The organism is Aquitalea sp. S1-19 (assembly GCF_024343515.1).
Window position 1 is genome coordinate 1 of sequence record NZ_RJTZ01000004.1, and the last position, 20,063, is coordinate 20,063.

19 protein-coding genes are annotated in these 20,063 nt (G+C 61.8%); 16 read left to right on the forward strand and 3 right to left on the reverse strand.

Annotated features, from left to right (window positions below; translation table 11 throughout):
* Positions 1-99 precede the first annotated feature (99 nt).
* The 14 genes from EGI20_RS01100 to EGI20_RS01165 all read left to right on the forward strand — a co-directional run bounded on the left by EGI20_RS01100 (position 100) and on the right by EGI20_RS01165 (position 16,246).
* Positions 100-1,851: a peptidoglycan D,D-transpeptidase FtsI family protein gene (locus EGI20_RS01100; RefSeq protein ID WP_498628992.1), complete on the forward strand. Its 1,752-nt coding sequence runs from the start codon at positions 100-102 to the stop codon at positions 1,849-1,851.
* Positions 1,848-3,338, forward strand: coding sequence for a UDP-N-acetylmuramoyl-L-alanyl-D-glutamate--2,6-diaminopimelate ligase (locus EGI20_RS01105; RefSeq protein ID WP_498628949.1), 1,491 nt, complete (start codon positions 1,848-1,850; stop codon positions 3,336-3,338). The genes EGI20_RS01100 and EGI20_RS01105 overlap by 4 nt, the downstream gene beginning before the upstream one ends.
* Positions 3,322-4,689 carry a UDP-N-acetylmuramoyl-tripeptide--D-alanyl-D-alanine ligase gene (locus EGI20_RS01110; protein ID WP_498628951.1) on the forward strand — a complete coding sequence of 456 codons (1,368 nt, stop codon included), beginning with the start codon at positions 3,322-3,324 and terminating at the stop codon, positions 4,687-4,689. The genes EGI20_RS01105 and EGI20_RS01110 overlap by 17 nt, the downstream gene beginning before the upstream one ends.
* The gene (mraY, locus tag EGI20_RS01115) at positions 4,690-5,775 is read left to right on the forward strand and encodes a phospho-N-acetylmuramoyl-pentapeptide-transferase (protein WP_124734915.1); all 1,086 of its coding nucleotides are present in this window, start codon (positions 4,690-4,692) and stop codon (positions 5,773-5,775) included.
* Positions 5,776-5,778: 3 nt separating this feature from the next.
* Positions 5,779-7,140: a UDP-N-acetylmuramoyl-L-alanine--D-glutamate ligase gene (gene murD, locus EGI20_RS01120; protein WP_498628953.1), complete on the forward strand. Its 1,362-nt coding sequence runs from the start codon at positions 5,779-5,781 to the stop codon at positions 7,138-7,140.
* Entirely contained in the window at positions 7,137-8,294 is a 1,158-nt protein-coding gene (gene ftsW / locus EGI20_RS01125; RefSeq protein WP_498628955.1) for a putative lipid II flippase FtsW, read from the forward strand. The genes murD and ftsW overlap by 4 nt, the downstream gene beginning before the upstream one ends.
* Positions 8,295-8,343: 49 nt before the next feature.
* On the forward strand, positions 8,344-9,417 hold the full coding sequence (gene murG / locus EGI20_RS01130; protein WP_498628957.1) for an undecaprenyldiphospho-muramoylpentapeptide beta-N-acetylglucosaminyltransferase: 1,074 nt from the start codon (positions 8,344-8,346) through the stop codon (positions 9,415-9,417).
* Between the two features lie 68 nt (positions 9,418-9,485).
* Positions 9,486-10,883 (forward strand): UDP-N-acetylmuramate--L-alanine ligase, encoded by a 1,398-nt coding sequence (murC, locus tag EGI20_RS01135; protein ID WP_498628959.1) that lies wholly within the window; start codon positions 9,486-9,488, stop codon positions 10,881-10,883.
* Between the two features lie 51 nt (positions 10,884-10,934).
* The gene (locus tag EGI20_RS01140; RefSeq protein ID WP_498628961.1) at positions 10,935-11,846 is read left to right on the forward strand and encodes a D-alanine--D-alanine ligase; all 912 of its coding nucleotides are present in this window, start codon (positions 10,935-10,937) and stop codon (positions 11,844-11,846) included.
* Positions 11,836-12,552: a cell division protein FtsQ/DivIB gene (locus tag EGI20_RS01145; RefSeq protein WP_498628962.1), complete on the forward strand. Its 717-nt coding sequence runs from the start codon at positions 11,836-11,838 to the stop codon at positions 12,550-12,552. The genes EGI20_RS01140 and EGI20_RS01145 overlap by 11 nt, the downstream gene beginning before the upstream one ends.
* 58 nt (positions 12,553-12,610) lie before the next feature.
* Complete coding sequence (ftsA, locus tag EGI20_RS01150; protein ID WP_498628994.1) at positions 12,611-13,825, forward strand: cell division protein FtsA; 1,215 nt, start codon at positions 12,611-12,613, stop codon at positions 13,823-13,825.
* A 50-nt stretch (positions 13,826-13,875) separates the two neighbouring features.
* A complete protein-coding gene (ftsZ, locus tag EGI20_RS01155; protein WP_124734922.1) occupies positions 13,876-15,048 on the forward strand; it encodes a cell division protein FtsZ in 1,173 nt (390 codons plus the stop codon).
* Positions 15,049-15,148: 100 nt separating this feature from the next.
* Positions 15,149-16,060: a UDP-3-O-acyl-N-acetylglucosamine deacetylase gene (lpxC, locus tag EGI20_RS01160; protein WP_498628995.1), complete on the forward strand. Its 912-nt coding sequence runs from the start codon at positions 15,149-15,151 to the stop codon at positions 16,058-16,060.
* A gap of 3 nt (positions 16,061-16,063) precedes the next feature.
* Entirely contained in the window at positions 16,064-16,246 is a 183-nt protein-coding gene (locus tag EGI20_RS01165) for a hypothetical protein (RefSeq protein WP_124734924.1), read from the forward strand.
* A 9-nt stretch (positions 16,247-16,255) separates the two neighbouring features.
* Here the strand turns inward: EGI20_RS01165 and EGI20_RS01170 are convergent, their stop codons facing one another.
* The 3 genes from EGI20_RS01170 to EGI20_RS01180 all read right to left on the reverse strand — a co-directional run bounded on the left by EGI20_RS01170 (position 16,256) and on the right by EGI20_RS01180 (position 18,502).
* Positions 16,256-17,140, reverse strand: a complete 885-nt coding sequence (locus EGI20_RS01170; protein WP_498628965.1) for a DMT family transporter — start codon at positions 17,138-17,140, stop codon at positions 16,256-16,258.
* A gap of 71 nt (positions 17,141-17,211) precedes the next feature.
* Positions 17,212-17,727: a CNP1-like family protein gene (locus tag EGI20_RS01175; protein ID WP_498628966.1), complete on the reverse strand. Its 516-nt coding sequence runs from the start codon at positions 17,725-17,727 to the stop codon at positions 17,212-17,214.
* Positions 17,708-18,502: an NRDE family protein gene (locus EGI20_RS01180; protein ID WP_498628968.1), complete on the reverse strand. Its 795-nt coding sequence runs from the start codon at positions 18,500-18,502 to the stop codon at positions 17,708-17,710. The genes EGI20_RS01175 and EGI20_RS01180 overlap by 20 nt, the downstream gene beginning before the upstream one ends.
* Before the next feature lie 60 nt (positions 18,503-18,562).
* Here EGI20_RS01180 and EGI20_RS01185 point away from each other — a divergent pair, with 60 nt between their 5' ends.
* Entirely contained in the window at positions 18,563-18,793 is a 231-nt protein-coding gene (locus EGI20_RS01185) for a sulfurtransferase TusA family protein (protein ID WP_124734928.1), read from the forward strand.
* Positions 18,794-18,863: 70 nt separating this feature from the next.
* Positions 18,864-19,895: a dihydroorotase gene (gene pyrC, locus EGI20_RS01190; protein WP_498628970.1), complete on the forward strand. Its 1,032-nt coding sequence runs from the start codon at positions 18,864-18,866 to the stop codon at positions 19,893-19,895.
* Positions 19,896-20,063 lie beyond the last annotated feature (168 nt).

Here is a 20,063-nt window from a genome sequence, read left to right on the forward strand (position 1 = left end):
GGCGCAGGCGCTGATCGAGAAAGTCTCGTCCGAGCGTCTGGGCATGCATGCGCCCGAGCCGCGTGAAATACAGGTTGTATTCGGCAAGGAGGGGCAGTGATGCCGCCCCGCGCCTATTCGCTGCATGACCGTTCAGTGTCCAAGCCCGCCATGCGCATCGCGCCGGGCCGGGTGTCGGTGGTACTGGGCGGCTTGGGCTTTCTATTCTTGCTGCTGCTTTTGCGGGCGCTGTATCTGCAGGTCGCCCAGCAGGACTTCCTGCAGAACCAGGGTGATGCGCGTTTTCGCCGCAGCATGACGCTGGAGGCGACCCGCGGCGTGATTGCCGATCGTAATGGCGAGCCGCTAGCCATCAGTACGCCGGTACAGACCATCTGGGCCAGCCCTGCCGGCATGCCTGAGGTGAATGAAACCCAGTTGGCCCAGCTTGCGCGCCTGCTGGAAGTGCCTGCCGCTGAAATCCGCAGCCGTCTGGCCGACAAGAAGCGCGAATTCGTCTATCTCAAGCGCCAGATCAGCCCGGAGCAGGCCAATGCGGTGATGGAGCTGGGCATTCCTGGTGTGGCCAAACAGCAGGAATTCCGCCGCTATTACCCGGCAGGGGAGATGCTGTCGCATATCGTCGGTTTTACCGGTGTAGACGGCAAGGGGCAAGAAGGGCTTGAACTGGCGCGCGATGCCATGTTGTCGGGCAAGCATGGCAAGCGGGTTGTGCTGCGCGACCGGCGCGGCTACATCATCGACGATCTGGCTGCGATCGAGCCGCCCAAAGACGGCCAGACCATGACCTTGTCGATCGACCGCCGCATCCAGTATCTGGCCTACCGCGAACTGAAAAACGCCGTCGAGGTGAATAAGGCCAAGGCCGGCGGTATCGTGGTACTGGATGGCAAGACCGGCGAAATTCTGGCGCTGGCCAATTATCCGTCGTTCAACCCCAATAACCGCATGCGTCTGGACCCGGAGATGCGGCGTAACCGTGCAGTGATCGACATGTTCGAGCCAGGCTCGACCATGAAGCCGTTCCCGGTCGCAATGGCGATCGAAAGCGGCAAGGTCAAACCGGCTACGGTGATGGACACCAATACCTATAAGGTCGGCTCGGGCACGGTGCGCGACACGCATCCCAAGCCAGTGATGACGGTAACCGAAGTGATCCAGAAGTCGAGCAACGTTGGCACCTCCAAGATGGCGCTGATGTTTCCGCCCGAACAGATGTGGACCATGTATGACGCGGTCGGTTTCGGCCGTAATCCGCGTGCTGGCTTCCCCGGTGAGGTCGGCGGGCGTTTGCGGGCGTGGAAAAACTGGCGTCCGTTCGAACAGGCCACCATGTCTTTCGGCTACGGGGTGTCGGTCAGCCTGCTGCAACTGGCGCGGGCCTATACGGTGTTTACTGCCGATGGCCATTTGCTGCCGGTGTCGTTTAGCCGCGTGCCGGCACCACCGGCAGGCCAGCAGGTAATCACGCCGGACACGGCGCAAAAAATGCGCGACATGATGACCCGAGTGACCGAGATCGGCGGCACCGGCGTACGCGCCCAGGTGCTGGGCTTCAATGTAGGCGGCAAGTCGGGTACCGCGCGCAAGCTGGTGGATGGGCGTTACGCGGCCGACAAGCATATCGGCCTGTTTGTCGGTTTTGCGCCGGCAACCCGGCCGCGCTTGATTGTGGCTGTAATGGTGGATGAGCCCAAGGGGGGCAGTTATTACGGCGGCACCGTCGCCGGCCCGGCTTTTTCCGCCGTGATGGGTGGTGGCTTGCGGGTGCTGGGCATCGAGCCCGACGCGCCGGCCAATAACACGCTGATTCCGGTCAACCAGATTCCGGAAATACGAGAAGAAACATGAATAGCTTGCTGACACCGCTGCCGGACTGGGATCCGGCGGCACTGGCCGGGTCCGGCATCCAGCTGACCCGGGTTGAAACCGATAGCCGCCGCGTAGGCGCGGGTGATGTGTTCCTTGCCTGTCGTGGCGAGTATGCCGACGGGCGCAACTATATTGCCGAGGCTTTGGCACGCGGCGCATCAGCCGTGTTGTGGGATCCGGCCGACGGTTTTGAGTGGAAAGACGAATGGGCTGTGCCCAATCTGGCTGTGCCTGCGCTGCGCGAACGCGCCGGCATGGTGGCGGCTTACGCCTATGGCTTGCCTAGCCGCGCGCTGAGCGTTGTCGGCATTACCGGCACCAATGGCAAAACCTCGATTTCGCACTGGCTGGCCCAGGCTTACAGTCTGCTGGGACAGAAGGCCGCGCTGATCGGCACCGTCGGCAACGGCTTTTATGGCGAACTGACCGAAACCACCCATACCACGCCTGACCCGGTGACGGTGCAGCAGCGTCTGGCCGAGTATCAGCGCCAGGGCGCGAATGTGGTGACCATGGAAGTTTCCAGTCATGGCCTCGACCAGTTCCGCGTCAATGGTGTCGAATTCGACACCGCCGTGTTTACCAATCTCACGCGCGACCATCTCGACTATCACGGCTCGATGGCGGCCTATGGCGCATCCAAGGCGCGTCTGTTCCACTGGGAAGGCCTGAAGCATGCGGTGATCAATGCCGACGACGAATTCGGCCGCGAACTGGCCGCCGGCATCGATGCGGCGCGTACCCGCGTGATCCGCTTCGGACTGGAGCAGGGCGATGTGCGCCCGCTGTCGCTGGCAGCCAATCTCGACGGCCTGCAGATGCGCGTGACAACGCCATGGGGCGAGGGCGAAATACGTTCGCCGCTATTGGGGCGCTTTAATGCGTCGAATATGCTGGCCTGCCTCGCCACCCTGTGTGCCGGTGGCGTCGCTCTGGCCGATGCCTGCGATGTACTGGGCCGGATCAAGCCGGCACGCGGGCGTATGCAGCGCGTGGGCGGCGAGCATGAGCCGCTGATTGTGGTCGATTACGCCCATACGCCGGATGCGCTGGACAAGGCAGCCACGACCCTGGCCGAAATCCGCCCGCAAGGCTCGCGCCTGTTTGTGGTGTTCGGCTGTGGCGGCGATCGCGATAGCGGCAAGCGCCCGATGATGGGGGCCATCGCCGAGCGCGTGGCCGATGTGGCGGTGGTCACCAGTGACAACCCGCGCACCGAAGACCCGCAAGTGATTCTGGACGATATTGTGGCCGGCATGCAGGCTCCCGGCCATATCGAAATCGACCGTGCCCAGGCGATTGCCTGGGCGGTGGCGCAGGCACGCGCCGGCGACATCGTGCTGATCGCCGGCAAGGGGCACGAGGAATATCAGGACGTAATGGGCATCAAGCATGCCTTTTCCGACTTCCGCGTAGCGGAAGACGCTCTGACGGTGTGGGGGCAAGCGCATGCTGATGCTGTCTGAAGCGGCCCGCCTTGCCGGTGGTGTGCTGAGCGGTGCCGACCAGCGCATCTTGCGCGTGGTGACCGATAGCCGAGAAGCCGGGTCGGGCGACCTGTTTGTCGCGCTCGAAGGCGAGCGTTTCGATGCCCATGATTTCGTCGCCCAGGTTGTGGCCAAGGGGGCTTGCGCCATGGTGCGCGAGGACTTTGCGCTGCCCGGCGCTGCGCTTATTCAAGTGGCCGACACCCGTCTGGCGCTGGGGCAACTCTCTGCTGCCTGGGCGGCGCAACTGCCGGCGCGGCGCATTGCCATTACCGGCTCCAACGGCAAGACCACGGTCAAGGAAATGGTGGCTGCCATCTTGCGTAGCTACGCAGGCGAAGCCGCCGTGCATGCGACCGCCGGCAATTTCAATAACGATATCGGCCTGCCGCTGACTCTTTTGGGGCTCACGCCGGCCCACCGCTATGCGGTGCTCGAGCTGGGGATGAATCACGCCGGCGAGTTGTCTTATCTGACGCGTCGGGCGCAGCCTGAGGTGGCGCTGGTCAATAACGCCATGCGCGCCCATATCGGCCATTTCGGCTCGACGCTGGAAGTGGCCCGCGCCAAGGCCGAGATTTTTCAGGGGCTGGGCGACGACGGCACGGCCATCGTCAATGCCGACGATGCAAACTGCAGCCTGTTCCGCGCTGCGGCCGCTGGCCGCCATATCTTGTCGTTCGGCCTCGCGGATGCCGATATCCGTGCGCGCGACGTGGTGCTGGGGGTGGAGTCCAGCCGCTTTACTCTGCTGACGCCGCAAGGCGAGGTGGTGATCGAACTGCCGGCGGCCGGTGAACACAATGTGCGCAACGCCTTGGCGGCTGCGGCGCTGGCTTTGATGCTGGATGTTCCTTTGCCCGCTATTGCCGCCGGCCTTGCCGCCTTTGGCGGGGTCAAGGGGCGCTTGCAGCTGGGGCGTGCCGCTTGCGGCGCGCGCCTGATCGACGACAGCTATAACGCCAACCCCGACTCGATGAAGGCCGGCATTCGCGTACTGGCCGGCTATCCCGCGCCGCGCATCTTTGTCATGGGCGATATCGGCGAGCTGGGCGGTGATGCGCCGGCGCTACATGCCGAAGTGGGTGCGGCCGCGCGTGCTGCAGGCATCGAGCAGCTGCTGACGCTGGGCGAATTGTCGCGTCATGCTGCGGCCGCCTTTGGCGAGGGGGCACAGGCGTTTGACGGTATCGATGCGCTGCTGGCGCATCTGGATAAAACGCTGGGCCAGGATGGCACCGTGCTGGTCAAGGGCTCGCGTTTTATGCGCATGGAGCGCGTGGTCACGGCGCTGGCGGCAAACAATAACAATAATGTGAAGGGGCTTTAAGTGCTGTTATGGCTGGCAGAGTGGTTCGGCGAGTACGTCCGTGCCTTTAATGTTTTCAACTATGTCACGTTGCGTGCGGTGATGGCGGCGCTGACGTCGCTCGGCATTTCCTTGTTGCTTGGGCCATGGGTTATCCGCAAGCTGACCGCGCTGAAGGTTGGCCAGGCGGTGCGCTCCGATGGCCCGCAGACCCACCTGATCAAGACCGGCACCCCGACCATGGGCGGTACGCTGATCCTGCTGTCCATCGGTGTGACCACCTTATTGTGGGCCGATCTGTCGAATAAATATGTGTGGCTGCTGCTGGGGGTGACTTTTGGCACCGGCGCGCTGGGCTTTTACGACGACTGGCGCAAGGTGGTGTACAAGGATCCGAAAGGCGTGTCGGCCCGCTTCAAGATGGTGTGGCAGTCCAGCATCGCCATCGCTGCCGGTATTTTCCTGCTGACCACTGCGCAGCTGCCGGCGACCGTGACTTTCATCATGCCGTTTTTCAAGCATGTGGCTTATCCCCTGGGCGCCATCGGCTTTTGCGTGCTGACCTATCTGGTGATTGTCGGTACCAGCAATGCGGTCAATCTGACCGATGGCCTCGATGGTCTGGCTGCCATGCCTATCGTGCTGGTGGCAGGCGGTCTGGCGGTATTCGGCTATGTGGCTGGCCACGCGGTATTCGCCAAGTATCTGGGTATGCCTTTCGTACCGGGCGCGCATGAGGTGGTGGTGTTCTGCGCGGCGATTTGCGGTGCCTGTCTGGGGTTTTTGTGGTTCAACGCCTATCCGGCCCAAGTGTTTATGGGCGACGTCGGTGCCCTGGCACTGGGCGCGGCGCTAGGCACGGTCGCCGTGATTGTGCGTCAGGAAGTGGTGCTCTTTATTATGGGTGGCCTGTTCGTGGTGGAGGCGCTGTCGGTGATGATACAGGTCGGCAGTTTCAAGCTGACCGGCAAGCGCGTGTTCCGTATGGCGCCCTTGCATCACCACTATGAACTCAAGGGCTGGAAAGAAACGCAGGTGGTTGTGCGCTTCTGGATCGTTACCATGATGCTGGTGCTGGCCGGCCTCTCCACGCTGAAACTGAGATAAGCCATGTTGCGCGACCGCCATATCATTGTTGTCGGCCTGGGAGATTCGGGCCTGTCTGCCGCGCGTTACTGTGGCGCGCAGGGTGCGCGGGTCACGGTGGCCGACAGCCGCGAGGCGCCGCCGCAGCGCGCGGCGCTCGAGGCTGCGCTGCCGGATGCCGGCTTGCGCCTGGGTGCGTTCACGGCGGCGACCTTTGCCGACGCCGACATGGTGGTGATGAGCCCGGGCGTCTCCAGTCGCCACCCTGCTATTGCTGCTTATCAGGCAAAAGGGGGCGAGGTCGTGGGCGACGTCGAACTGTGGGCGCGTGCCATTGCCGGCAGCGGCGCGAAAGTGATCGCCATTACCGGATCCAATGGCAAGACTACGGTCACCAGCCTGGTCGGCCATTTGTGTGCGAGTGCCGGGCTGGACACCGTGGTGGCCGGTAATATCGGCCTGCCGGTACTGGATGCTTTGGCCGAGCGCGCGGGGCGCGCTCCCGACATCTGGGTGGTCGAGTTGTCCAGCTTCCAGCTGGAGACCACCCGTAGCCTCGCCGCCGACGCGGCGACGGTGCTGAATATTTCCGAAGACCATCTCGACCGCTACAACGACCTGCTCGACTACGCGCATAGCAAAAGCGCGATCTTTAGCGGCGCAGGCGTGCAGGTGCTGAACCGCGACGATGTGTTCTGCCGCGCCATGCGGCGCGAGGGCAGGGCGGTGCGCTGGTTCTCGCTGCAGGATGGTCGCGCCGACTATGGCCTGCAGCAGGATGGCACGCATTACCGCCTGTGTGCCGCAGGTGAGCCGCTGCTGGACTTTGCCGAGATGCAGCTCACCGGCCTGCACAATGCGGCCAATGCCCTCTCGGCACTGGCGCTGTGCGAAGCCGCCGGTATGGCGCGCAGCGCGCTGCTAGCCGGCCTGAAAAGCTTTCACGGGCTGGCGCACCGGGTAGAAAAAATCAATGAATTTTCCGGCGTGGTGTTTATCGATGACTCCAAGGGCACCAATGTCGGCGCGACCGAAGCGGCGCTGAACGGGATGACGCAGCAGGTGGTATTGATCGCCGGCGGCGATGGCAAGGGGCAGGATTTTTCGCCCTTGGCGTCTGCCGTTGCGCGTATTTGCCGCGCGGTTTTGCTGATCGGGCGCGATGCGCCGGCGCTGCGTGCGGCGCTGGCCGGCTGTGGCGTGGCACTCTATGACTGCGTCACGCTGGAAGAGGCTACGCGCCAGGCGACGGCGCTGGCTTACCCTGGCGATGCAGTGTTGCTGTCGCCGGCCTGTGCCAGCCTCGATATGTTCAAGAATTACGCGCACCGCGCCCAGGTGTTTATCGACACGGTCGCCAGTATCAAGGCGGAGCGCGGCGCATGATCGCCAGCTCGCGTGAGCGCTATCAGACGGTCACGGTGCTGGACGAGGCCTTGATGTGGGCGGTGGCGCTACTTCTGTCCATCAGCCTGGTGATGGTGTACTCGGCCTCCAGTGCCTACGCCGAAGCCGATGCGGCGACGCAGAGTCAGAGCTTCTATCTGGTGCGCCATTCCATCTTTATGGTGGTGGCGCTGGCGGCCGGTTTTGTCGCTTTCCAGGTGCCGAGCAGCTTCTGGCAGAAATACGCGGGCAAATTTTTCCTGCTGGCACTGGTGTTGCTTGTGCTGGTCTTGAGTCCCGGCATCGGTCGGGTGGTCAACGGTTCGCGCCGCTGGATCAATCTGTTTGTGGTGAACTTGCAGCCATCGGAAGTGATGAAGCTGGCGGCCATTATTTATGTGTCCGACTACACCGTGCGCAAGGCGCACAAGCTGCACAGCTTCTGGCAGGGCTTTGTGCCCATGTTCGGCGTGATGGTGGTTGTGGCCGGCCTGTTGCTGCTGGAGCCGGACTTTGGTGCACTGATGGTGGTGATGGTGATTTCCATGGCCATTTTGTTTCTGGCCGGCATCAATATCCGCATTTTTGCCGGCATGGCCGTGGCGGCGGTGCTGGCGGTGGCATCGATGATTGTGCTGTCGCCTTACCGCTTAAAGCGGGTGACCGGTTTTATGGACCCGTGGGATGACCCTTATGGCAAGGGCTACCAGCTCAGCCACAGCCTGATCGCTTTTGGTCGCGGCGAGTGGTTTGGCGTCGGCCTGGGTGCCAGTGTAGAGAAGCTGTTTTATCTGCCCGAGGCGCATACCGACTTCATCATGGCGGTTATCGCCGAAGAGTTCGGCTTTGTCGGTATCTGCGTGGTGATTGGCCTGTATGCCTGGATTGTGGTGCGTGCTTTCCAGATCGGCATGACGGCCAAGAAACAGGAGCGTTATTACCCGTCGCTGGTGGCTCAGGGCGTCGGTATCTGGCTTGGTATCCAGACGTTTTTCAATATTGGCGTGAATATGGGCATGCTGCCGACCAAGGGTCTGACCCTGCCGCTGATGTCCTTCGGCGGCTCGGCCATGCTGATGAATACGATCGCGCTGGCGGTGCTGCTCAGGGTCGATTACGAAAACAGACGCGTCATCCGCGGCTACAAGGCGTGATTGGGGCCGGGAGTAGGGCGTACTCCCCATTAAAAACGAAATGGACAGCATGAAAAACAGAACCATCATGGTCATGGCCGGCGGAACCGGGGGGCATATCTTCCCGGGGCTGGCGGTGGCGCGTGAATTGCAGGCGCGTGGCTGGAAAGTCATCTGGCTGGGGGCTGAGGGTGGTATGGAAACGCGGCTGGTGCCGCAACACGGCTTTGCCATCGAAACCATTACCATGCGCGGCATGCGCGGCAACGGCCTCAAGCGCTGGTTGTCCTTGCCCTTGATGCTGGCCTCGGCGTTTGCCGGTGCGGCCGGGGTGATTTTCCGTCACCGCCCGGACATGGCCATCGGTTTTGGCGGTTATACCGGTTTTCCCGGCGGGGTGATGGCGCGGCTATGCCTGAAGCCTTTGGTGATACATGAACAGAATTCGGTGGCCGGGCTGACCAACCGTCTGCTCTCGCATATTGCCAGCCGTACGCTGTATGCCTTTCCCGGTGCTTTTGCTGCCAGGGACGGGCTGGTCGGCAACCCGGTGCGCAGTGAAATTGTGGCGCAGGATGCGCCGGCGGCACGCTTTGCCGGGCGCAGCGGGCCTTTGCGTGTGCTGGTGGTGGGTGGCTCGCTGGGCGCCAAGGTATTCAACGATACCGTGCCGGCGGCACTGGCTTTGCTGCCGGAAGACCAGCGCCCGCAGGTGGTGCATCAGGCCGGTGCCAAGCAGATAGACGCCTTGCGCGACAATTATGCCAAGGCCGGGGTCAAGGCCGATTGCCGCGCCTTTATCGATGATATGGCTGGCGAATATGCCGCTGCCGATCTGGTGCTGTGCCGCGCCGGCGCCCTGACCGTGGCCGAACTGGCTGCCGTCGGCGTGGCGAGCGTGCTGGTGCCTTACCCGCATGCGGTGGATGATCATCAGACGGGAAATGCCCGGTTTTTGAGCGATGCCGCTGCGGCGCGCTTGCTGCCGCAAGACACGCTGGATGCCGCCATGCTGGCAAGCTTGTTACAATCGCTGACGCGGGCCGATTGCCTGCAGATGGCTGAAGCCGCACGCGCGCTGGCCTTGCCTGATGCCGCGCGTCAGGTTGCCGATGTGTGCGAGCAGCTGGTGCGCGAGGATTGATGGTGGACTTTTGCCGCTCACGGCTGGCCGTAGCGGCGGATTCAATGCAATAGACTGAGAAATAGAAGATGAAACACAGGGTCAAACACATTCATTTTGTGGGTATCGGTGGCGTAGGGATGTGCGGTATCGCCGAGGTTTTGCTTAACCTCGGTTATACCGTTACCGGTTCGGATATGGCCGAGAATAGTGCGACCCAGCGCCTGAGCCTGCAGGGGGCCCGTATTTTCTTCGGTCATGACGAGCAGCATATGCTCGATGCGGATGTGGTGGTGACCTCGACTGCGGTCAAGGCCGACAATCCCGAGGTGCTGGCGGCCAAGGCGCGCCATATTCCGGTCATTCCGCGCGCACTGATGCTGGCCGAGCTGATGCGTTTCAAACAGGGCATCGCCATTGCCGGTACCCACGGCAAGACCACGACCACCAGCCTAACCGCCTCCATTCTGGGTGCGGCCGGCCTTGACCCGACCTTCGTCATCGGCGGCAAGCTGACCGCTGCCGGCACCAATGCGCGTCTGGGTTCGGGCGACTATCTGGTGGCCGAAGCCGACGAGTCCGACGCTTCTTTCCTCTATCTGTCGCCGGAAATGGCGGTCGTCACCAATATCGACGCCGACCATATGGATACTTACGACCATAGTTTCGACAAGCTCAAGCAGGCATTTGTCGACTTTTTGTCGCGCCTGCCCTTCTATGGCCGCGCCGTCCTGTGCATAGACGATGCCAATGTACGCGAGATCCTGCCGCGGGTGACGCGTCCGGTCACGACCTATGGCATTGATAGCAGTGATGCCGATATCCGCGCTGAAAATGTGCGTGCGGCCGGTCCGTGCATGCACTTCGATGTGGTGGTGAAAGGTGAGAGTGGGCAACGCTTTGCCGTCGAGCTCAATACCCCGGGCCACCATAATGTGCTGAATGCTTTAGCTGCGATCGCGATCGCGCTAGAATGCGGCGCCAGCGTCGAGTCCATCCAGCAGGGTCTGGCCGGTTTTGCCGGTGTCGGCCGTCGCTTCCAGCGCTACGGTGAAATACCGGCGCAAGGCGGCGGCAGCTACACCCTGGTTGATGATTACGGCCACCACCCGGTGGAGATGGCCGCTACCCTCGCTGCCGTACGCGGCGCCTTCCCGACAAAGCGTCTGGTGCTGGCTTTCCAGCCGCACCGCTATACCCGTACCCGCGATCTGTTCGAAGATTTTGCTTCCGTCCTGTCCGGTGTGGATGCGCTCTTGCTGGCGGAGGTCTACGCCGCCGGTGAAACGCCGATTGTGGCGGCCGATGGCCGTGCACTGGCACGCGCCGTGCGGGTAGCCGGCAAGGTCGAGCCCTTGTTTGTCGCCGATATTGCCGATATGCCGGAAACCATCACCGGTTTTGCCCGTGATGGCGATGTAGTCATCACCATGGGCGCAGGCTCCATCGGTGCGGTACCGGGCAAGCTGGTCGCCGCTTGCAAGTAAACGTGCCTGTTTTAAAGACGGGCTAAAAGTCAGTATTCAGGATTCAAAGACATGCAGCAGTTTGGCAAAGTAGCAGTGATGATGGGGGGCAAGTCCTCCGAGCGGGAAGTGTCCCTGATGAGCGGCAACGGCGTGCTGGCCGCACTCAAGTCGCGTGGCGTGGATGCGCATGCTTTCGATCCGGCCGACAAGCCCTTGTCTGCGCTCAAGGATGAGGGCTTTGCCCGGGTATTCATCGCCCTGCATGGTCCCTTTGGCGAAGACGGCACGCTGCAAGGCGCGCTGGAAACGCTGCATATTCCGTATACCGGTTGCGGCGTGATGGCCTCGGCCATCGGCATGGACAAGTGGCGCACCAAGCTGTTGTGGCAGGGCGCAGGTCTGCCCATTCCTGCTTTCGAGATGCTGGACGAGGACAGCGACTTTGCCGCGGTCGAAGCGCGTCTGGGATTGCCACTCTTCGTCAAACCGGCGACCGAAGGCTCCAGTATCGGGGTGATCAAGGTCAAGCAGGCAGGCGAGCTGGAGGCGGCTTACCGAGAAGCACAGAAATTCGATCCGCTGGTACTGGCCGAGCAGTTTATCGGTGGCGGCGAGTACACCTGCGCCATTATCGATGGCGAAGCCTATCCGACCATCAAGATCGAGCCGGCAACCGAGTTTTACGATTACCAGGCCAAGTATTTCCGTGACGACACCGTCTATCGCTGCCCGTCGGGTCTGGATGAGGCCACCGAGGCGCAAGCCCGTGCGCTTTGCCAGAAGGCTTTTCGCGTACTGGGTGGGCGCGGCTGGGGTCGGGTCGATTTCCTGATGGATGAGGCCGGCGGCATCTATTTGCTGGAAGTGAACACCGCACCGGGCATGACCAGCCACAGTCTGGTGCCGATGGCGGCACGGGTGCAGGGCTTGTCGTACGAGGATTTGTGCGTACAAATCCTAGCGGCGGCCCATGTGGGATAACCACAGGGCTCTGGGGGCCGTCGCAACCTGCCTGAACTGGCTTGCCGTATTGGCGCTGCTGTTTGCCGGAGGTTTCTATCTGGTGCATTCGCCGCTGTTGCCGGTGCGCAAGATCAATATTCAGGGGCAGATGGCGCGTGTGACGCCGGTACAGTTGCGTTATATCGCCGAAAACGAGCTAAGCGGCACGTTTTTTACCGTGGATATTGACCAGACGCGCGCGGCTTTCGGCAAGCTGCCCTGGGTGCGCGAGGCTCAGGTGCGGCGGCGCTGGCCGGATCAGCTCGATATCATGGTGCTGGAGCACAAGGCGCTGGCGCGCTGGGGTGAAAACGGCCTGGTCGGTACCGATGGCCAGTGGTTCGATGCCGCCAGCGACCAGAGCTTGCCGGTGCTGTTCGGGCCGCAAGGCAGCGAAGGCGAAATGGCGCAGGCGCTGGCGCGTTTCAGCAAGGCACTGGCGCCCAGCGGCTTGAAGCCGCTGCGCTTATGGATGAATGAGCGTCGCGCCTGGCGCGTCGAGCTGGATAACGGCGTTGTGCTGGAGTTGGGGCGCGGCGCTGTGGACGAACGGATACACCGTTTCGCCCAAAACTGGAAGACTACGCTGTCTGTCTTGCCTTATCAGGTAGACACCGTAGATTTGCGTTACCCTAACGGATATGCCGTAAAAATGCCTGATTACAAGGCAGCTGCGGCAAAGTAAAACAGCCATAGCAGTCCCGCGGAGCTTACAGGTGAGTAAACCCAAAGAGAGCAAGAACATGCTGGTCGGCCTTGATATCGGGACATCGAAGATCGTCGCGATCGTGGCCGAGGTACTGGATGATGGCCAGCTGAATATTATCGGGATGGGGCAGACGCCGTCCAAAGGCCTCAAGCGCGGCATGGTGGTGAATATCGAGCATACCGTGCAGGCGATCCAGCGTGCGCTGGAAGAGGCTGAACTGATGGCCGACTGCAAGATAAATGAAGTCTTTACCGGTATCGCCGGCAGCCATATCAAGAGCGTCAATTCGCATGGCATGGTGGCGATCAAGGATAGAGAAGTCACCAAGATGGATATCGATCGCGTGATCGAGACTGCGCGCGCGGTGACGATCCCGCCCGACCATCAGGTGCTGCACATCCTGACCCAGGAATACAGTATCGACGGCCAGGAAGGCGTGCGCGAGCCTTTGGGCATGAGCGGCGTGCGTCTGGAGACGCGTGTGCATATTGTTACCGGCGCGGTGTCTGCCGCCCAGAACGTGGCCAAATGTGTGCGCCGCTGCAGTCTGGAAGTGTCGGATCTGGTCTTGCAGCCGATGGCGTCGGCGATTGCCGTTTTGTCGGAAGATGAAAAAGACCTGGGTGTGTGCCTGATCGATATTGGCGGCGGCACCACCGATATTGCCGTCTATACCAATGGCGCGATCCGCCACACGGCGGTGATTCCGATTGCCGGCGATCAGGTGACAAATGATATCGCCATGGCGCTGCGCACTCCGACCAAGGAAGCGGAAGAAATCAAGATTCAGCATGGCGTGTGCCTGGTTTCCATGGCCGACCCTGCGCAGATGATAGAAGTGCCCGGCGTCGGTGAGCGCGGACCGCGCCAGATGTCGCGTGCGACGCTGGCCGAGGTGGTCGAGCCTCGGGTCGAGGAGCTGTTCCAGCTGGTACAGCAGGAATTGCGCCGCTCCGGCTTCGAAGATATTTTGTCCTCCGGCATTGTTCTGACCGGTGGCGCCAGCCTGATGCCGGGCATGGTCGAACTGGCAGAAGAAATTTTCCACATGCCTGTGCGTGTCGGTGTGCCAAAATATGTAGGTGGGCTAGCTGAAGTGGTTAAAACACCACGATTCTCTACCGGTGTCGGTTTGCTGCTGTACGGCAAGGAGCAGCTATCGCTGACGCGCTCCCCGCTTAAGCTGGAGAGCGCCGGCGTAGGACAGTTTTTCGGAAAAATGAAGGCTTGGTTCGCGAAGAGCTTCTGAACCGGGTCCACGGGTTTAATACGCTCATCTTTGAGTTCGAGGAGAGAGAAATGAGCAATATGGTTTTTGAGGTGATCCAGGATTCCGCATCCGACGCCGTGATCAAGGTGATCGGTGTGGGTGGGGGTGGTTGTAACGCCATCGACAATATGATCAGCAATAAAGTGGTCGGCGTCGAATTCATCTGTGCCAATACCGATGCACAAACCCTCAAGCGCAATCAGGCACCACAGAAACTGCAGCTGGGTCTGAGCCTGACCAAGGGTCTGGGAGCCGGTGCCAATCCGGAAGTCGGCCGTAATGCCGCGCTGGAAGACCGCGACCGCATTACCGAAATGCTCAAGGGCGCACATATGGTGTTTATCACCGCCGGCATGGGTGGCGGTACCGGCACCGGTGCAGCGCCTGTTGTCGCCGAAGTGGCCAAGGATCTGGGCATTCTGACCGTTGGTGTGGTGACCCGCCCGTTCGAGCATGAAGGCAAGCGTACCAAGGTCGCGCAGCAGGGTATCGAAGAGCTGAAAAAGCATGTCGATTCGCTGATCGTGATTCCGAACGAAAAGCTGATGGAAGTGCTGGGTGAGGACATCACCATGCGTGAAGCTTTCCGCGCTGCCGATGATGTGCTTAAAGGCGCGGTGGCCGGTATCGCCGAAGTGATTACCTGCCCGGGCGTGATCAACGTCGACTTTGCCGACGTGCGTACGGTGATGGGCGAGATGGGTCTGGCCATGATGGGCTCGTCCAGCGCCTCCGGTCTGGATCGCGCGCGCATCGCGGCCGAGCAGGCGGTAGCCAGCCCGCTGCTGGACAATATCACGCTGGATGGCGCGCGCGGCGTGCTGGTCAATATCTCGACCGCACCGGGCTGCCTGAAAATGAGCGAGTACCGCGAAATCATGGCCATCGTGCGCCAGTATGCGGATGAAGACGCGCAGGTTAAATTCGGCACCGCCGAAGTCGACGACATGCCGGAAGACGCGATCCGCGTCACGCTGATCGCCACCGGCCTTGGCCAGAAGAAGGTACAGCGCGAAGAGCGTCCGGAGTACATCAAGATCGTCAAGACCGGTACCGATGATTTTGCCCCCTATGCCGATAGCGATCCGCTGGGTGGGGTGACCCGCCGTACCCGCCGCGCGCCGGCCTCGACCGACTTCTCCAATCCCGAAGTGGGCGACAGCTACGATATCCCGACCTTTTTGCGCAAACAGGCAGACTGATAGCGGTAGCCTATTGGACGGTGTGGAGGACTCAACTGGCCTGCGCGAGTCGCTGTGCTAGACTTTCGCCCGTCCAAACTGCAATAAAAGGCGAAACATGATCTTGCAAAGAACGCTGGCGCAAGCGGTCACGGCGACCGGCGTCGGTCTGCATTCCGGTGAACGGGTGAAACTGACCCTGCGCCCGGCCGCGCCGGATAGCGGCATCGTGTTTCGCCGTACCGACCTTGATCCTGTTGTCGATGTCCGTGCCGAGCCTGCGCTGGTCAACGATACGCGCCTCTCCTCGACGCTGGTGACCGATACCGGCGTGCGTATCGGCACGATTGAGCATCTGATGTCGGCTTTTGCCGGCCTGGGCATAGATAATCTGGTGATTGAAGTGACCGCTGCGGAAATGCCCATCATGGATGGCTCCGCTGCACCCTTTATCTATCTCTTGCAAAGCGCCGGCATTGTCGATCAGGCCAAGCCCAAGCGTTTTATCCGCGTCAAGCAGCCGATAGAGGTGGTCGAGGGCGATAAGTGGGTCAAGCTTGAGCCGTATGCGGGTTTTTCGGTCGAGCTGTCGATAGAGTTCAACCATCCGGCCTTCAATCGTGCGCCGCAGCAGGTCAGGATAGATTTTGCCGGCCATTCCTATATCGATGAAATCTCGCGTGCGCGTACCTTCGGTTTCATGCACGAAGTCGAGTATATGAAGAGCCAGGGTCTGGGGCTGGGTGGCAATCTCAATAACGCCATCGTGATCGATGACGAGTATGTGCTTAACCCGGAGGGGCTGCGTTTCCCCGACGAGTTTGTGCGCCACAAGATTCTGGATGCCATTGGCGATTTGTATATCGTCGGTCACCCGCTGATCGCGGCCTTCTCCGGCCACAAGTCCGGCCATGCGATGAATAATGCCTTGCTGCGCAAGCTGCTGGCCACGCCAAGTGCGTGGGAGTTTGTCAGCTTTGCCGACGCCATCGATGTGCCTTCCAGCTTCCATCGCCTGCCTCTGGCCGAGTAAACCGTGTTCGGCTTGCTGCGCCTGTGGCTGATCGGCCTGGTTCTGTTTCTGGGCTGGGCCATCCTGAGCTACAAGCTGACGGGCAACCGCGCCTATCTGATGAAAGCCCGCGCCGCCTGGCGCGGCTCGCTCTACTTTGCCTGCGCCATTTTTGCCATCTGGCTGCTGCTCAGGCTATTGAGATAAGCCGCCGGCTTATCCTGTTGCCGCTTGCAATTTTTTGGCCTTCTCCGCCGCGGCCAGCAGTACGCCACTGATAATCAGCGCGCCGCCCAGCACTTGGGTCGCACTGAGCATCTCGCCCAGAAAGGCTGCCGCCAGCAGCAGGGTAAACAGCGGCTCGCTGGTGGACAGCAAGGAGGCGCGGCTGGCGCCGACCCGCGCCATGCCGGCAAGAAAGAGCGCGGTGGCGGCGACGGTCGATACGCCAGCCAGTAGCACCACGCCCAGCCAACCGCTGGCGGATGCCGGCAACTGCAAATCCTGTCCCATAAGCTGCAGCAGCGCATTGCTGGCCGCGCCCGAAGCCATGACCACGGTGGTGGCGGCAAGCGGATGGACACGCCAGGCGTAACGCCCGCCGGTGATGACATAGGCGGCATAAAACAGTGCCGACCCCACGCCTAGCAGCACTCCGGACAAAGCCCCCGATAATGCACCGCCCACGGTAATGGCCATGCCCAGCGAAGACAGCAGCAGCGCTGCCATGCGCGTGCGGCTTAAGTGCTCGCCAAACAGCAAGGCGGACAGCAGCAGCACCAGCGCAGGGTAGAGATAGAGCAGCAGCGACACCGTACCGGCCGGTACGGTCTTGAGTGCAGCAAAGAAGCACAGCGACATGCCGCTATAGCCGATGGCGCCCATCGCGATCAGTGCCAGCAAGGTGCGGCCGCGCGGCAGTGCCAGCTTTTGCCAGTGCATCCAGAGCATCAGCGCGACGGCTGACAGGGCAAAGCGCAGGAACACCATGCTGGCGCTGTCGACGCCATCTGCGCGCGCCATCCGGGCAAAAACCGGGATGGCACCATAGCAGGCACCCGCCAGTACCACCAGCAAAGCGCCTTTTTGGGAGGGAGGCATAGCAATCCGTTCAGCGAAGCATGAGGCGGATTCTAAACCCGTTCTACCCGATGTGCATTTTTATTGCGGCTTTACGGATGCTTGCGGATGTAGTCAAGCGTGGCTTCTACCGAGCGGTGCGGCGTGCCGCCATCACACAACAGGTCTTTCAGTGCGCGCCTGACATTGTCTTCGCGCCGTATCGGCCGCCAGACAGGTTTCATCGATACGATCCAGCTTTGGCCCACGGTGTCGGCAAAGGCGTAGCTGCGTACGTCCTGCGTCTGGCAGCGCATGCCTTCGCGGCTGATATTGCTGACGCCGCCGGGCGTCAGTATGCGCAAGCTGTAGCGCACCACGCCGTCGTTGCCCAGAGTGAGTGATTTGGCATCCAGCGCCAGCTGGTTGCGTTCCAGATTGCCGCCGCTGAAGTCCAGCCACTCGGGTGCTTTCGGATAGGCGGGCAGGGCTTCTTCCTGTTCGGCCCACGGCGTTTCATCATCGAAGGCATTGGCGGTCGCGCGCTTGAAGTGGGCATCATTATCGCTACCGGCAACAACGGTACCGGTCAGGGTCAGCAGCATCAGGCTAAGCAGGGTTTTCTTCACAAACGGGTTTCCTGTAGTTCGGGTCGGGGCGCAGCGTGAAATGGCGGGTCTGGCCGCCGCTGCCGCCCGGGAGGCGTGTTAATTCGCTCAGGCTGATATCGCCACGCGGCTGGGCAACGAGCAGGGTCGAGCTGCGCGTGCCGTAGTCGCGACCGCTAATCAGTACCGGCGCCAGCATTTTTTCCAGTGCAAGACCGACGCCGGTATTGGGCAGCTCGGCATTGGCCGGTAGGTGGCGGTTTCCCAGCCAGCCAAATGCAGTCGCCGCATCCGGCGCTCGCTGGCAGGCCTGCAATTCTTCCGTCAGGCGCCGGCATTTGGGCCATGGCGTATCCAGTGTGGCATTGGACAGGGTGTGGATGCCCGGCGTCAGCCGGCTCAAGCGATCGTGCTGGCTGTTGTAGTGGTAGAGGTCGCGCAGCTCGCCAAACAAGAGATTGAAAGGCGCATAGTCGCCACGCTCTTGTGACAGCAGCCGGGCAAAAGCCGGTGCGCTGTGTGCGCCGGCAATAAAGCGCGTGACCAGTTCACCGCGCGAGCGTATGCCCGCATGCGGCCGGCCGGTGCGTACATTGGTAATGGCGGCAAAGCGCCCGCGCTTGTCCAGCGCCAGCCAGCTGCCGCCGGCCACCAGGTCGCGCCCGCCTAAAATATCGGGCGCATCATCCCACCACGCCAGCGGCGCCGAGGCGCGCGCATAGGCTTCATCGCGGTTGGCGATCAGCACCAGAGGGCCTAGCAAGCGGGTCTGGTAGGCAAGAGCAATGACACACATGGCAGGGGTCGCGTTAAAATGGCGTTCTCATTGTACCGTGAATGACCCAGGGACCGCCTTATGCCGATAGCCAAATCGCTCGACCTCTCCGGCCTCAATTGCCCCTTGCCCATTTTGCGCGCCAAAAAAGGGCTGGCCGATATGGAGTCCGGCACCCTGCTGGAAGTGATCGCCACCGACCCCGGCGCCCCGCGCGACTTCGAAGCCTTTTGCCGCCAGACCGGCAATGCGCTGGAAAGCTCGGAAACCACGCCCGAGGGCAAGTTCCGCATGGTATTGCGCCGCAAATAGGGGATCGGGGAGCCGAGCCCAATCCCCCATCCCTAATCCCTAATCCCTAATCCCTAATCCCGAGAGCCCCATGCACACTCTGACCCTGATCCGCCCCGATGACTGGCATCTGCATGTACGCGATGGCGAAGGCCTGGCCGCCGTTCTGCCGGATACCTGCCGCCAGATGGGCCGCGCCATCATCATGCCCAACCTCAAGCCGCCGGTGACCACGGTCGAACTGGCTGCCGCCTATCGCGCGCGCATTCTGGCTGCGCGTCCGGCCGGCTCGAACTTCGAGCCTTTGATGACGCTGTATCTGACCGACAATACTTCGCCCGATGAAATCCGTCGTGCCAAGGCTTGCGGTTTCGTACACGGGGTCAAGTTGTATCCGGCTGGTGCCACCACCAATTCCGATGCCGGCGTGTCGTCGATAGACAAGGCCATGCCTGCGCTGGAAGCCATGGCCGAAGTGGGGCTGCCGCTTCTGGTGCATGGTGAAGTGACCGATGGCAGCATCGATATTTTCGACCGCGAGGCGGTGTTTATCGAGCAGGTATTTGCGCCGCTGATCGCGCGTCTGCCGACGCTGAAAGTGGTGTTCGAGCACATTACCACCCAGCAGGCGGCCGAATATGTTGCCGCCGCACCGGCCAATATCGCCGCCACCATTACCGCGCACCATCTGCTGATGAACCGCAATGCGCTGTTTGTCGGTGGTATCCGTCCGCATCACTACTGCCTGCCGGTACTGAAGCGCGAGACCCACCGTCAGGCGCTGGTCAAGGCGGCGACTTCGGGCAGTAGCAAATTCTTCCTCGGCACCGACAGCGCACCGCACGCGCGCCATGCCAAGGAAGCGGCTTGCGGTTGCGCCGGCATGTACACCGCCCATGCCGCGATCGAACTGTACGCCGAGGCCTTCGAGGCGGCCGGTGCGCTGGACAAGCTGGAAGCCTTTGCCTCGCTTAACGGCCCTGGCTTTTATGGCCTGCCGGCCAATAGCGACACCATTACCCTGGTGAAGGACGCTTGGACCGTACCGGCGACCCTGGCCTATGGCGACGACACCCTGGTTCCGCTGCGTGCCGGTGAAGTGATAGGGTGGAAGATGGCGTAATACCCGGGATCGGGGACTCGGGATCGGGGATCAGGTGGCACTTGACGTGGCTACGGTTTTTTCACCATGCTGAAATCGGCTCCCGGCTCCCGGCTCCCGGCTCCCGGCTCCCGGCTCCCGGCTCCCGGCTCCCGGCTCCCGGCTCCCGGCTCCCGGCTCCCGGCTCCC